The organism is Microbacterium sp., from assembly GCF_052099035.1.
GTDB lineage: Bacteria > Actinomycetota > Actinomycetes > Actinomycetales > Microbacteriaceae > Microbacterium.
Genome location: NZ_JBQDSX010000020.1, coordinates 1 through 13,396 on the forward strand (window position 1 = coordinate 1; position 13,396 = coordinate 13,396).

Below are 13,396 nucleotides of genomic sequence, written 5' to 3' on the forward strand. Positions count from 1 at the left end.
GCAGAAGTTTTAGCAGCGCCAGCGGATAGTGACAGCGCGACGCAGGGAACAGTAGCGCGAGGCAGGGAACGACAGCGCGAAGCGCGCGGGAACAGCAGCGGAAACAGCTCAGATCGTGTCGTCGGCGGCGATGATGTCGAGTGTCCAGGTACGGGTGTCCGGGTCATCGGCGTCATGCGCCTCCGTGACCTCCTTGATCACCGTGTGGATCCGCTTCTCCAAGTTCGAGTACTCCGTCGGGTTCAGTCGCAGATTGTGCTGCGAGAAAGTCCCGTGCGGGTCTGGGTCACGGCCGGTCACATACTCCGGCACCCAAGCCATCACGCGCCGCACCATCTCGATGTGATCCTCGACGAGCGCACTCATCAGCGCACCGCCGAGTAGCTCATCGACGACCGGATGCGCTGGTGATCCGATGTTCCACGAACCCTCGATCGCCTTCCACACCCGATCGCGCCGGTCGCGGGCATGCTCCGGCGCCTCTTCGATGAGTCCGGCATCCGCCAGCACACGCAGATGGAAGCTCACGCTGTTGGCGGGCACATCCAGGTCGGCGGCGATGTCCGCCGCACGCGCATAGTCGCGCTTCACGAGCACCTTGGCGATGCGGCGGCGCAGCGGATGAGCGTACGCCTTGAGCATCGCCGAGCTCGCGTGCTGCGCCTCGGGATACGGATCCTCGAAAGGAGTCTCATCCGCCATGCCCCGATCCTATCCGCACACTTAATTGCGCACATATAGTTGCGCAATAACTATTGCGGATCTACGATCGACACCATGGCCACCACCGCCCCCGCCCACAGCCTGATCCACAACGGCCGCTACATCACGTGGCTGATCAGCGACACCGCCAAGGGCCTCGCCAGCGCACTGTTCGGTTTCGCCATCCCCCTGATCGCACTGTTCGTCACGAACGACCCGGCCCAGGCGGGGGTCATCAGCGCCATCGGTATGGGCATCCGCACGCTCACGACGGTGTACGGCGGAGTGCTCGCCGACCGACACCGCCGCATCGCGATGATGGTCACCGGCTCCGTCGTCGGCTTCATGCTCGCGGCCGGATTCACCGTGCTCGCCCTCGCCGATGCGCTCACGTTCGGCACGCTGCTGATCGCCGAGATCCTGCTCGCCGCCCGCACGGGCCTGTTCGACGTCGCCGGCGAGAGCGCGATCAAGGAGATCGTCCCGGACGACGCGATGGGACGAGCCCAGGCCGCGAACCAGGGACGGGATGCCGTGCTCCAGCTCGCCGGCGGACCGCTCGGTGGCGCGCTGCTCGCCGCAGGCGCATGGCTGATCGGAGCGGCAATGGCCGTCTGCCAGCTCATCGCCGCAGCAACGGCATGGATGCTGCAGCGCTCGGTCGCAGCATCCGGCCCCGCCGCATCCACCCCCGCCGCTTCGGAAAACGGAGACGATCTGGCGCGTCGGCGGGGAGTCGGACCCGAACACGCCGCCGACACGCCAGATGATCTGAGTTTTCCCACTGAACGGGCGGATGCTGGACACGACGCGGAGGCCGCAGCATCCGATACCGGCCTGCTCGCAGCCGCCATCACCATTGCCAAGCCCAACGCCCTGCGCGAGGTGCGCACGGGATTCGCCTGGCTGTTCTCCCGACCCGACCTGCGCGGCGTGCTGTTCGTGGCGACGATCATCAACCTCGGCTTCAGCATCGCGCTGACCACCGTGATTTACGCGCTGCAGCAGCAGGGTCAGACGCCACTGACGATCGGACTGCTCTCGACCGGGGCGGGCGTGGCGATGCTGATCGGCGCCGTGCTCGCGCCGTTCCTGGTTTCTCGCGTCCGCGCCGGCACGATCATCATCGGCGGGCTGCTTGTCTCCACCCTCGGTATCTTCGGCATGATCCCCGTCCACGAGCCGCTGCTGCTCGCGATCGTGCTCGGTGTGATCGTGTTCTTCATCCCGGCCGTCAACGCAGCACTCATGGGCTATTTCATGGTGGCGACTCCGACCGAGATGCTCGGCCGGGCGAACAGCGCGTCCGCGGTGCTCGGCATGGGCGCGATGCCCTTGGCTCCCCTCGTCGCCGGCATCGGCCTGTCGTTCATCGGACGCGAGGCGACCCTCCTCATCGGCGCCGCGCTCTGCGCGATCTCCGTCCTGCTCGCCGTATCGACAGCCGCGCTGCGCGCGCTGCCCTCCGAGTCCGGCTGGACCGCGCACGCCGCGCAGTTCTCGATCCGATAGGGCGGATACTTGACCCTGACACAGTGGCAGGCGGGAGAACTGAGACATGTTGTCCATCGGAGCGTTCGCGCAGATCGGCCAGGTGACCCACCGGATGCTCCGGCACTGGGACACCGCCGGCCTGCTCGTGCCCGCCCACGTGGACGAGTTCAGCGGTTACCGCTCCTACGATCCTTCGCAGCTCGCGAGGCTGCACCGGATCGTGGCTCTGCGTCAGCTCGGCTTCGGCCTGGATGACATCTCGATGATCCTTGATCAGGGAGTGGATGCTGCGCGCATCGACGCCCTGCTGCGCGTACGCCGCGCGGAGGTCGAAGAAGAGCACCGGATCGCAGCCGAGCGACTCGTCGATGTGGAACGGAGACTCCACCTCATTGAGAAGGAGAATCACATGTCCCAGATCGAGATCATCGACAAGCCCCTCCCTGCGGTCCGGCTCGCTGCGCGACGGGCCGTCGTGGCAACGCAGCCCGAGATCGCCGGCGTTGTCGGGCCCGCGTTCGATGCGATCGCGGAGATCGTGGGAGATCAGCGCGGCGCGCTGGAGACACCGATCGCCCAGTACGATCACGGCGAGGACGGCGTTTCGATCACAATCGGGTACGCGTATTCAGGGCCGGCACGCGACGGCTTCGAGATCGTCGAGCTGCCGGCTGAGGATGCTGCCGTGTGCGGCATCCATCTGGGATCCATGGAGGGGATCGCTGGCAGCTGGCAGGCGATCCACGCCGAGATCCTCGCGCGCGGTTTCGTGCCGTCCGGGCCCTGCCGGGAGCTGTATGTGCGGGCCGAATCCGACGATCAGGCGGACTGGGTCACCGAGCTGCAGCAGCCCGTCACCCGCCCCTGAGCGCGCCGCGTCCCCGTGCGCGCTACCCCGCGCCTCGTGCCCCCGCTCGCGCCCAACCACCCCCACCCGAGGCCCCCTCTGCTCGCCGACGCCCTCGCTGATTTACGTAAATACGAGGGGGCGTGGACGACCAGCCTGGGCCTCGGCGAATCGTAGGCGGCGCGCGGGCGGGCGCGGGCGGGCGGGGCAGGACCGGGGGCGCGGGCGGGCGCGCGGGTCAGGCGACGAGGACCTCGTACCCGGCATCCGAAAGCTCCGGGGCGGGAGCGTCCGTGATCACGGTCTGGAACAGCTCCGGGCCACCGACCTGCGCGAACGCGGCGCGGCCGATCTTTCCGGAATCGGCGACGACCACTGCTCGTGTCGCACGCGTCGCCATCATGCGGTTCACGGCCGCTTCGCGCTCGTCGTGGGTGGCAGCACCATCGGCGGCCGAGAGCGCATTGACGCCGATGAAGGCGATATCGAGCTGGATGCCGCTGAGCAGCTGCTCCACGAACGGGCCCACGAGCTCATAGCTGCGCGAGTGGATGACTCCGCCCGTGACGACGACCTTGATGTCGGGGCGCGTCGCCAATTGAGATGCGATGTTGACGGCGTTCGTGACGATCGTGAACTCGCCGAGGTCGTCACGCGCTGCCAGAGCTGCAGCGATCGCCGTCGTCGTCGTGCCGCCGGAGAGCCCCACGACCGCCCCGGTGTGGACAAGAGCGGATGCCGCGCGCGCGATGCGATCCTTCTCATCCGTGCGCTGGTGACTCTTGTACCGGATGGGCAGCTCGTAGGCGACCGACTGCGCCACCGCTCCGCCGTGCGTCCGGGTGAGCAGCCGCTGCTCGGCGAGGCTGTCGAGGTCACGGCGGGTCGTCGCAGGCGACGCTGCGAACCGCTCCACGAGCTCGTCCACCGACACCTCCCCCTGCTCGGCGAGCAGATCGAGGATGGCGCTCAGGCGAGCGGCGCGCTTCATCAGTGCTCCTGCAGGGCGGACAGTCGCAGCATCCTCGCCGCCTCGCCGGCGACCGCGTCGCGAGCGGGAGCGATGTACTTGCGCGAATCGACCAGACGCTCATCCGAGGCGAGCTTCGATCGAACCGCGCGCGTGAAGAAGCCGTTCAGGTGAGTGGAGACGTTGATCTTCGTCATTCCGGCGCGCACAGCCTCGACGATAACGGCATCCGCGACGCCCGACGAGCCGTGCAGCACGAGCGGGACGTCGAGCGCAGCGTGCAGCCGCCCGATGAGGTCGACGTCGAGAGAAGCGCTGCGGTCGAGCATCGCGTGCGACGATCCGACCGCGACGGCGAGTGCGTCGACTCCGGTCGCCGCGACGAATGCCCGCGCCTCGTCGGGGTCGGTGCGCACACCCGGAGCGTGGGCACCGTCCTTGCCGCCGACCTCGCCGAGCTCGCCCTCGACGTAGACACCGGCCGCGTGGGCGCGCGCCGCGACGTCTCGGGTGAGCGCGACGTTCTCGTCGTAGGGCAGCGCACCGCCGTCGAACATGACCGATCCGAAACCGAGGGCAATCGCCTCATCGACGAACTCGGGGTTCTCGGCGTGGTCGAGGTGCACGGCGACCGGCGTCTCGGCACGCCGCGCGACCGCGAGGGTCGCGAGCGCGATCGGCTCGAGCGCACCGTGATAGCTCGCGCAGTTCTGCGAGATCTGCAGAATCACCGGGAGACCTACCTGAGCGGATGCCGCCACCAGCGCCTCCGCCGTCTCAAGGTGGATCACGTTGAATGCCCCGATGCCTCGGCCGGAAGCGGCGGCATCGCGGACGAGATCGGCGGCGGAGACGAGAGTCATACGGAGTCCTTCGGAGTCGTGAGAGGGTCGACGGCCGTCACGATGAGCGCGTCGGCGAGCTGCGGATGCCGCGGCGAGATCTCGCCCGCGAGCGGCATGAGCACGGCCGCAGCCGACCACGCCGTCGCGCGGCGCAGAACCGATTCGAGGTCGAGGGCTCGGTCGACGGCGAGCAGGGATGCTGCGGAGGCGACAGCCGCATCCCCCGCGCCGGTCGGGTTGCCAGCCAGGGGTTCGGGCAGGCGGGCCTGGAGGATGCCGTCGGCGCTGACCGCCAGCATCCCCTCGGCACCGAGCGAGAGCAGGACGAGCTTTGCGCCGCGGCGGAGCAGTTCGCGCGCGCCGGCGACCGGGTCGCTGATCCCGGTGGCATCGGCGAGTTCGGCCCGGTTCGGCTTGAGGACAGCGACCCCGGCATCCGCGGCCGCCAGCAGCAGCGGGCCCGAAGTGTCGACGATCACGGGACGGTCGCCCGCGGCCGCGATCAGGTCCCGCAGCAACCCGTCGGGCGCGCCGGGAGGGAAGCTTCCCGAGATCACGACGACGGATGCCGCGGCGGACTCTTCGCGGACAGCATCCACGAATTCGACCCACTCGGAGGGCGTCGGACTGACGCCGCGCTCGTTGACGATGGTCGTGTCACCGAGCGCGCGATCGACCCACGCGATGCTGCGGCGGGTGGGGGCTGCAACGGGGATCAGCAGATGCGGCACTGCGCTGCTCTCGAGCTCGTCCTGCAGCTCGGATCCGGTCGCCCCGCCGACCGTGGTGATCGCGCGCGCGGCGATGCCCTCGGCGTGCAGCACTCTGGCGACGTTCAGTCCTTTGCCACCGGCGCGCACGGCGCCGGCATCCGCACGATGCGTGCCCCCGGTCTCGATGCGATCGATTTCCCACGTCATGTCGACGGCGGGGTTCGGGGTGACGGTGAGGATCACGCTCGCTCCCTCGCGCGCAGTGCCGCGCCGAGGAGACCGGCGTTGCCGGAGAGCTCCGCGGGGATCAGCACGGGAATCCGGTGGAAGCTCAGGCGCGCAGCGAGCCGCGCACGCAGCTCATCGAAGAGAGCGCCGCCCGCGCGGGACAGTCCCCCGCCGATGATGATCGCCTCGGGCGCCATGACCGCGGTGAGCTGGGCCAGCGCGAGTGCCAGCGCGTCGAGGGCGGAGTTCCAGATATCGGCGGCCACCGCATCGCCGGATGCTGCGCGCGCGATGACGTCCTTCGCGCCGTTCGGGGTGGTGCCGGTCGCCTCGCGATAGCGGCGGGCGATGGCTCCGGCCGAGGCCATGGTTTCCAGGCAGCCGCGGGCTCCGCAGGCGCACAGCGCGCCGTCGGCAACGGGCGAGTGGCCGATCTCGCCGGCGTATCCGCCCGCCGTATACGGCTGACTGCCGATGAGGATGGAGCCGGCGATGCCCGTGCCGATGACCATCACGATGACGTCGTCGTATGCCTGCGCGCCGCCGAGTTCGTGCTCCGCCCAGCTCGCCGCGCGCACATCGTGGTCGAAGGCGATCGGAAGCCCGAGCCGCTCTTCGGCGAGCGCGCGCAGCGGAGCATCGCGCCACCCCATGTTGCTCGCGAAGACGCCGATTCCGGCATCCGCATCGACGATTCCGGGGACGACGAAGCCGAGCGCCCGCGGCTCGACGGCCGGATGCTGCGCACGTAACGCGTCCGATAACCGAGCGATCTCCTCGATCAGCGCCGCGGCCGGGTCATCGCCCGGCCGCGGCGTCGGCGTGCGCTGGAGACCGAGCGCGATGCCGTCGCCATCGAAGAGGGCGGACTTGATGTCGGTGCCTCCCACGTCGAAGGCGAGTACCGGAGCCCCCGCCCCGATCCCCGAATCGTTGATGCTCACGCGTCCAGGATGACCGATCGGGAGAGGTTACGGGGCATATCGGGGTCGAGTCCCTTGGCCACGGCGCGATCCAGTGCCACGCGGTGCAGGCGAGCGAGGTCGGCCAGAGGGTCGATGTCGTGCTGCACGAAGCGTCCGCCGGTGGCCTCGACCTGACCGGCCAGACCCTCGGGTGCGACGCCGAACTGCCAGGTGATGCGGCCGGGAGCAGCGATCGCGATCGGACCGTGACGGTAGTCCATCGACGGGTACGACTCGGTCCACGACTGCGAGGATTCGCGCATCTTCAGAGCCGCTTCGTGCGCAAGGCCGATGCTCCAGCCCCGACCGAGGAACGTGTACTGATCAGCCGTCGTGAGCGTCTCATCGTCTGTCGCGGCGAGAACCGCCGACGCATCCGCGATCGACTTCGCGACATCCGCGTCCAGGCCGAGCGATGCACGCATCAGAGTCAGCGCGGTCGTCGCGAACCGCGTCTGCACGACCGACTGCTCGTCGGCGAACGGCAGCAGCACCGCCTCATCGGCGAGGTCGACCAGGGGCGAGGTCGGGTCGCCGATCACACCGATGACCGGGATGCGGCCCGTGACCTGCCGGGTGACCTCGAGCACCTCGCTGGTCGTGCCGGAGCGGGTGAGGGCGACGATCGCGTCGTAGTCGCGATCGAGGAAAGCCTCGGATGCTGCATATGCATCGGTCACGCCGTGCCCTGCGGTCTCACGCAGAGCAGCGTACGACTGCGCCATGAACCATGAGGTGCCGCATCCGATGACGGCGACGCGCTTGCCGGACGACGGCAGCATCTTCTGCTCGGTGCGCATCTCGGCGGCGCGCGCCCAGGTCTCGGGCTGCGACAGCAGCTCTTCGCGCATGTGTGCGCCGGGGGTACTCGGGTCGCTCATTCGTGACACCTTTCTCTGAAATTGTGACTGCACTATTTTGCTTGAATCGGTCTCATGCAATCATAAGTCATCGATCGTGACCCATATGTTATTCGTCCTAACTTGACCTTCGGGGACCGTGAGAATAGTTTCAAGCCACAGAGACTTCCTGCGGCGAGTCTGGAGGCAAAGGTGCCACGCAGCATGAACGCCAACCCTGGCGCACTCAACGGCTTCACCGCCGTACCGCGTCGAGCTATGCCCTCCGCACCCCTCCGTGAAGCGCACGGGCAGCATCGCTGACCCGTCGAACTCGACCGAATCACACCACGAGGAAAGGTACGAAAGATGGAACTCAACAACACCTCCATCAGCCGCCGCAACCTGTTGCGCGGAACGGTAGCAACGGCGTTGCTGCTGCCGTTCGGCATGTCGCTGGCATCCTGCGCAGCACCTGGTGGGGGAGGTGGCGGCGGAGGCGCCACGGGCGAGGTCACCGCTGACAACCCGTTCGGTGTTGCCGCCAACTCGACGGTGGATGCAGTCATCTTCAACGGCGGATACGGCGTGGACTACGTCGAGAACTCCGCGAAGATCATGGAGAAGAGCAAGGGCATGGACGGGGTGACCATCAAGGTCTCTCCCTCGACCAAGATCGCCACCGAACTCCAGCCGCGCTTCGTCGGCGGCAATCCGCCGGACCTCGTAGACAACTCCGGTGCGAACTCCATCGGCTGGAACACGATCATCGATCAGCTCGAAGACCTCACCGATGTGGTCGACGCCGAGAACCTCGAGGGCACGAAGATCGCCGACACCCTCTTCGCCGGCGTCAAGGAACCAGGCACGTTCGATGGCAAGTTCGTGGCGCTGAACTACGTCATGACCGTCTACGGCATCTGGTATTCGTCGAGCCTGTTCGAGAAGAACGGCTGGGAGGTTCCGAAGAGCTGGGAGGACCTCAAGGCTCTCGGCGAAGCCGCGAAGGCGCAGGGCAAGTACCTGTTCCTGTGGGGCAAGGAAGCCGCCACGTACTACCAGACGCTCGTCATCGACTCCGCGGTCATCCAGGGCGGCGACGAGGTGCGCCTGCCGCTGGAGAACCTCGAGGAAGGATGCTGGTCGAACCCGATCATCCAGGACATCCTGACGATCCTGCACGACCTCATCACGTCGGGCTACGTCAAGCCCGGCGGCTCGGGCACGCAGTTCACCGAGGCCCAGGCGCAGTGGAGCAACAAGGAAGAGGCGCTGCTGTACCCGTCGGGCTCGTGGATCGAGAACGAGATGAAGTCGCAGACTGCCGAGGGCTTCAACATGATGGGCATCGCCGAGCTGCCGCTCAACGGTGACCAGACCACCCCTGCGGGCTACATGCGCGCAGAGGCCGGCGAGCCGTTCATCGTCCCGAGCAAGGCGAAGAACCCGGCCGGCGGCAAGGAGCTGCTGCGCACCATGCTCTCGAAGGAGTCCGCGGTCGCGTTCGCCAAGGAGAAGCTCGCACCGACGATCGTCAAGAACACCGTTCCCGAGGATGGCTTCGGCTCGACCGCTCTGCAGTCGCAGGGCAAGATGCTCGCAGCCGCCGGAGACAACGTCTTCACGATCAAGTTCTACAACCTGTACGGCATGAACAGCGACCAGCTGCCGATCTGGAACTCGTTCCTCGACGGCAAGATGAGCGTCGAAGAGATCACGAACCAGCTGCAGGCACTCACCGACAAGGTCCGCGAGGATGACTCGGTCACCAAGATCGAGATCAAGTGACATCTGCTCCCGGTCTTGACACGGCGCTGGACACCGCCGTGGTCACTGCTGCAAAGGCGGGGCGGCGCAAGCGGCCCCGCCTCGGCAAGCGCCCGTTGACCTTCGATTACATCTCGTTCCTGCTGGTCTTCCTCGTCCTCCCGGTCGCGATCTTCCTGATCTTCGTGATCTCGCCGTTCGTGCAGGCCGTGTACTACTCGATGACGAACTGGACCGGGTTCTCACCCGAGATGGACTTCGTCGGACTGAACAACTTCGTGCGCCTCTTCACCGACACGACCTTCCTCCAAGCGATGGGCAACAACATCGTCCTGGCGATCTTCGTCCCGGTGATCACCCTGACGGTCGCGCTGATCTTCGCCAGCATGATCACCGTCGGCGGGCCCAGCACCGGACAGGTCAGGGGCCTTTCGGGCTCGAGCTTCTACCGCGTCGTCTCGTTCTTCCCGTACGTCATCCCTGCGATCGTCATCGGTATCCTCTGGGCGCTGATCTACTCGCCGGAGGGCCTGCTCAACGGCATCCTCACGGCCGTAGGTCTCGATACGAATGGCTTCGCGTGGCTCGGTGATGAGAGAACCGCGATGGGTGCGTCGATCTTCGTGATCGTCTGGGGAATGGTCGGCTTCTACATGGTGCTGTTCATCGCCGCCATCAAGGGCATCCCCTCGGAGGTCTACGAAGCGGCCCGTATCGACGGTGCTGGCCGGTACCGCACGACGATCTCGATCACGCTGCCGCTGATCCGCGACAACGTGCAGACCGCGGTCATCTACATCGGCATCCTCGCCCTCGACGCGTTCGTCTACATGGCCGCGTTGAACTCGACCGGCGGCCCCGGCAACACCACCCTCGTGATGTCGCAGTATCTGTATCGCACCGCGTTCGAGAAGAGCCAGTTCGGCCTGGCCAGCGCCATGGGCGTCGTGCTCGCAGTCGTCACGCTGGTGTTCGCCGCTGTCGTGTTCCTGATCAACAGACTCACCGGCGGCAAGGAAGATGGGGGACGCCTGTGAGCGACAAGACGCAGAATCTGATCGTGATCGATCGGAAGCGCGCCCGCAGGGATGCGGCGTTCATCCGAACGACCCGCGGGACCACCGGCGACAAGGTGATCAGCACGATTTCGCACGTGATCCTGGCGATCTGGTCGATCATCGTGATCCTGCCGCTGCTGTGGACGCTGTTCAGCTCGTTCAAGACCACCGGCGAGATCTTCGACTCGCCGTTCACGCTGCCGTCATCGTGGGAGCCCACGAACTACATCAACGCCTGGACGAAGTACAACTTCGGCCAGATGTTCTTGAACACCGTCATCGTGGTCGGTGTCGCACTCGTCCTGGTGATGCTGCTCGGTGCGATGTGCGCTTACGTGCTCGCCCGGTTCTCGGTGCCCGGCAGCAGGGTCATCTACTACCTGATGCTCGCGGGTCTCACCTTCCCGGTGTTCCTCGCGATCGTTCCGCTGTTCTTCATCCTGCAGGGCATCGGGCTCCTCGGCACCCTGCCGGGGCTGATCATCACCTACGTGGCGTTCGCGCTGCCGTTCACGGTGTTCTTCCTGTACTCGTTCTTCAAGTCATTGCCGTACGAGATCCAGGAAGCGGCCTACGTCGACGGCGCCAGTGAATGGCGCACGTTCTTCCAGGTGATGCTGCCGATGGCCAAGCCCGGACTCGCCGCGATCGGTATCCTCAACTTCCTCGGTCTATGGAACCAGTTCCTGCTACCGGTGGCGTTGAACCCGAACGCCTCGCAGTACGTGCTCTCGCAGGGAATGGCGGCGTTCGCGTCGGCTGCCGGATACGAAGTCGATCAGGGTGCGCTGTTCGCCGCGGTGATCATCACGATCGTGCCGGTGCTGATCGTGTACATCTTCTTCCAGCGCCAGCTGCAGGGATCGGTGTCGCAGGGCACGTCGCGGTAGGTCGGCGGCGCCGGCTGCGAAGGACCGCTGGTCGGTGAGGTGGATGCTGTCGTCGTGGCATCCGGTTCCGTGCCGTTCGCGCACGACGCATCATCACGACGTAGGACGGTCAGCGCCGCACGGCGTTCACCTCGTACGCTGAGAGCATGAGAGCCTCGCATCAACGACGCCTGCCGGCGATGGATCTCGCCGTCGACACCGGCTTCGCAGTCCTGCTCATCGTGTGCGCGATTCGGTACTTCAGCCGGCACCCCTTGGAAGGCGTCGGATTCGCCGCGCTCGTTCTCGCCGTCGGTGCCGCCGTGAGCTATGCGATCGCGGTGATCAGCCGCCGCGACCCCGAGACCGCCCGTGCCGTCTCCGGCCTCGAGGCCGTCGGCTCACGGCAGGGCGTCGGCCTCCTTCTCGCGACCGCCTTCTGGCTGCCGCTCACCGTTCTTGCGCCCTCGTTCGGATGGTGCGGCTTCGCCCTGTTCTTCGCCGTGCACCGGGTGATCCGAGGTCGGCTCGCCATCGTGATCTCCGGAGCCATCGTCATCGCGGTCAGCGTGGGGCTGTTCCTGATGTCGAATGGCGATGACCTGGGACTCGTGCTCGGACCGTTCTTCGGCGGTCTCGTGCTCACCTACGCATACACCGCGCTGGATCGGGCTCTGGACGCGCAGCAGGTACTGATCGGCGAGCTGATCGATACGCGCGAGCAGCTCGCCGATTCAGAACGCGACGCCGGTGCGCTCGCCGAGCGCGAACGGGTGGCCGGCGAGCTGCACGACACCGTGGTGCAGAGCACCGCATCCGCACTGCTCATGCTGGAGTCGGATGATCTGCGCGGTGAGACCGCATCTCCCGCTGTGCGGGACGCGCGGGAAGCGCTGCGCGAAACGCTCATCGAGACCAGGCAGCTCCTGCACGGACTGGCGAGTCCACGCACAGGCGTCGACTCACTCGCTGCGGTATTGGAAGCGCAGTCGGCGGCGGCCGGGGCATCCTTCTCGGTGATCGGCGCAGACCGCAGCGTCTCCGATGACATCTCGCACGCGCTCTCGCGCGTGGTGCAGGAAGCGCTCATCAACGCGCGCAAGCATGCGCACGCTTCGTCGATCCATGTCACGCTCACCTTCTTCGACGGCGCGGTGAGCCTCGACGTGGCAGACGACGGGATCGGTTTCGATCCCGCTGCTCACGCGATGCACGCGACCGAGAGGAGTTCGGGCTTCGGCATCCGCGCCATGTCGTGGCGCATGCAGAATCTTGACGGTGCGCTCACGATCGAGACCCGCCCCGGCGACGGCACCGTCATCTCCGCGATCGTTCCCACACCTGTTGTCGAGGAAAGCGCTTCATGATCCGGATACTGCTGCTCGATGACCATCCCGTGCTCCGCCACGGCATCCGCGCGGTGCTCGATACGCAGAGCGACCTGGAGGTCGTCGCCGAAGCGGGATCGGTCGCGGAGGCCGTCGCCTCCGCGGCGGGAATCGATGTCGCGCTGGTCGATCTCGATCTCGGCGATGACGTCCCCGACGGCATCGAGGCGATCCGTGCGATCCGTCGGGAGAACCCCGATACCCGCGTGCTCGTGTTCACCGCGTACGACTCGGATGCCGACATCGTGCGTGCCCTGGATGCCGGTGCCGCCGGATATCTGGTCAAGGACAGCAGGCCCGCCGAGCTGTTCCACGCTATCCGCCAGGCCGCAAACGGAGACCGTGCTCTGGAGGGCCCCATCGGCGCGCGCGTTCTGGAACGCATCGACAGGCCGGAGGAGGCGCTCACCTCGCGCGAGCTGGAGGTTCTCACGCTGGCGGCCGGTGGGTCATCCAACCGCGATCTCGCCCGCGCCCTGCATGTCAGCGAAGCGACGGTGAAGACCCATCTGCACCACGCATTCGCCAAGCTCGGCGCCGACAACCGGCAGGCGGCGATCGCCGTGGCCGTCAGACGCGGCTTCATCCGCATCTGAGCGCACGGCGTTCTGTCAGGTAGCTTCAACTGATCGGTTGATGTGCCGATTCTCGGCGATTCCTAACGTGGAATGTGTTCGCTTCGACGATCCGCGTCGAGGCTCTCATTCCCTC

Annotated in this window: 13 protein-coding genes; 7 read left to right on the forward strand and 6 right to left on the reverse strand. The window is 66.7% G+C overall.

Annotated elements, in window-relative coordinates; all coding sequences use genetic code 11:
• Nucleotides 1-108 precede the first annotated feature (108 nt).
• Entirely contained in the window at nt 109-702 is a 594-nt protein-coding gene (locus ACTIAO_RS08335; RefSeq protein ID WP_441905824.1) for a helix-turn-helix domain-containing protein, read from the reverse strand.
• A gap of 75 nt (nt 703-777) precedes the next feature.
• Between ACTIAO_RS08335 and ACTIAO_RS08340 the strand changes: the two genes are divergently transcribed.
• Nucleotides 778-2,214 carry an MFS transporter gene (locus ACTIAO_RS08340; protein ID WP_441905825.1) on the forward strand — a complete coding sequence of 479 codons (1,437 nt, stop codon included), beginning with the start codon at nt 778-780 and terminating at the stop codon, nt 2,212-2,214.
• A 46-nt stretch (nt 2,215-2,260) separates the two neighbouring features.
• Nucleotides 2,261-3,064 (forward strand): MerR family transcriptional regulator, encoded by an 804-nt coding sequence (locus ACTIAO_RS08345; RefSeq protein ID WP_441905826.1) that lies wholly within the window; start codon nt 2,261-2,263, stop codon nt 3,062-3,064.
• Nucleotides 3,065-3,281: 217 nt separating this feature from the next.
• Here the strand turns inward: ACTIAO_RS08345 and ACTIAO_RS08350 are convergent, their stop codons facing one another.
• Genes ACTIAO_RS08350 through ACTIAO_RS08370 form a run of 5 tightly spaced genes read right to left on the reverse strand, consistent with a single transcriptional unit; the run spans nt 3,282 to nt 7,645 of the window.
• Entirely contained in the window at nt 3,282-4,034 is a 753-nt protein-coding gene (locus tag ACTIAO_RS08350; RefSeq protein ID WP_441905827.1) for a DeoR/GlpR family DNA-binding transcription regulator, read from the reverse strand.
• Complete coding sequence (locus ACTIAO_RS08355) at nt 4,034-4,876, reverse strand: class II fructose-bisphosphate aldolase (protein ID WP_441905828.1); 843 nt, start codon at nt 4,874-4,876, stop codon at nt 4,034-4,036. The genes ACTIAO_RS08350 and ACTIAO_RS08355 overlap by 1 nt, the downstream gene beginning before the upstream one ends.
• On the reverse strand, nt 4,873-5,814 hold the full coding sequence (locus ACTIAO_RS08360) for a 1-phosphofructokinase family hexose kinase (protein ID WP_441905829.1): 942 nt from the start codon (nt 5,812-5,814) through the stop codon (nt 4,873-4,875). The genes ACTIAO_RS08355 and ACTIAO_RS08360 overlap by 4 nt, the downstream gene beginning before the upstream one ends.
• Nucleotides 5,811-6,743, reverse strand: a complete 933-nt coding sequence (locus ACTIAO_RS08365; protein ID WP_441905830.1) for an ROK family protein — start codon at nt 6,741-6,743, stop codon at nt 5,811-5,813. The genes ACTIAO_RS08360 and ACTIAO_RS08365 overlap by 4 nt, the downstream gene beginning before the upstream one ends.
• Entirely contained in the window at nt 6,740-7,645 is a 906-nt protein-coding gene (locus ACTIAO_RS08370) for an SIS domain-containing protein (RefSeq protein WP_441905831.1), read from the reverse strand. Before ACTIAO_RS08370 ends, ACTIAO_RS08365 begins: the two co-directional genes overlap by 4 nt.
• A gap of 327 nt (nt 7,646-7,972) precedes the next feature.
• Here ACTIAO_RS08370 and ngcE point away from each other — a divergent pair, with 327 nt between their 5' ends.
• The 5 genes from ngcE to ACTIAO_RS08395 all read left to right on the forward strand — a co-directional run bounded on the left by ngcE (nt 7,973) and on the right by ACTIAO_RS08395 (nt 13,281).
• Nucleotides 7,973-9,391, forward strand: coding sequence for an N-acetylglucosamine/diacetylchitobiose ABC transporter substrate-binding protein (gene ngcE, locus ACTIAO_RS08375; RefSeq protein WP_441905832.1), 1,419 nt, complete (start codon nt 7,973-7,975; stop codon nt 9,389-9,391).
• Nucleotides 9,388-10,407, forward strand: a complete 1,020-nt coding sequence (locus ACTIAO_RS08380) for a carbohydrate ABC transporter permease (RefSeq protein WP_441905833.1) — start codon at nt 9,388-9,390, stop codon at nt 10,405-10,407. Before ngcE ends, ACTIAO_RS08380 begins: the two co-directional genes overlap by 4 nt.
• 62 nt (nt 10,408-10,469) lie before the next feature.
• Nucleotides 10,470-11,318: a carbohydrate ABC transporter permease gene (locus ACTIAO_RS08385; protein ID WP_441905874.1), complete on the forward strand. Its 849-nt coding sequence runs from the start codon at nt 10,470-10,472 to the stop codon at nt 11,316-11,318.
• A gap of 146 nt (nt 11,319-11,464) precedes the next feature.
• On the forward strand, nt 11,465-12,664 hold the full coding sequence (locus ACTIAO_RS08390) for a sensor histidine kinase (RefSeq protein ID WP_441905834.1): 1,200 nt from the start codon (nt 11,465-11,467) through the stop codon (nt 12,662-12,664).
• Complete coding sequence (locus ACTIAO_RS08395; RefSeq protein ID WP_441905835.1) at nt 12,661-13,281, forward strand: response regulator; 621 nt, start codon at nt 12,661-12,663, stop codon at nt 13,279-13,281. Before ACTIAO_RS08390 ends, ACTIAO_RS08395 begins: the two co-directional genes overlap by 4 nt.
• Nucleotides 13,282-13,396 lie beyond the last annotated feature (115 nt).

Bases quoted from the DNA above. Each gene is read 5' to 3' on its own strand.
- ACTIAO_RS08335 (WP_441905824.1), bottom strand. From the start codon at position 702: ATGGCGGATGAGACTCCTTTCGAGGATCCGTATCCCGAGGCGCAGCAC.
- ACTIAO_RS08340 (WP_441905825.1), top strand. From the start codon at position 778: ATGGCCACCACCGCCCCCGCCCACAGCCTGATCCACAACGGCCGCTAC.
- ACTIAO_RS08345 (WP_441905826.1), top strand. From the start codon at position 2,261: ATGTTGTCCATCGGAGCGTTCGCGCAGATCGGCCAGGTGACCCACCGG.
- ACTIAO_RS08350 (WP_441905827.1), bottom strand. From the start codon at position 4,034: ATGAAGCGCGCCGCTCGCCTGAGCGCCATCCTCGATCTGCTCGCCGAG.
- ACTIAO_RS08355 (WP_441905828.1), bottom strand. From the start codon at position 4,876: ATGACTCTCGTCTCCGCCGCCGATCTCGTCCGCGATGCCGCCGCTTCC.
- ACTIAO_RS08370 (WP_441905831.1), bottom strand. From the start codon at position 7,645: ATGAGCGACCCGAGTACCCCCGGCGCACACATGCGCGAAGAGCTGCTG.
- ngcE (WP_441905832.1), top strand. From the start codon at position 7,973: ATGGAACTCAACAACACCTCCATCAGCCGCCGCAACCTGTTGCGCGGA.
- ACTIAO_RS08390 (WP_441905834.1), top strand. From the start codon at position 11,465: ATGAGAGCCTCGCATCAACGACGCCTGCCGGCGATGGATCTCGCCGTC.
- ACTIAO_RS08395 (WP_441905835.1), top strand. From the start codon at position 12,661: ATGATCCGGATACTGCTGCTCGATGACCATCCCGTGCTCCGCCACGGC.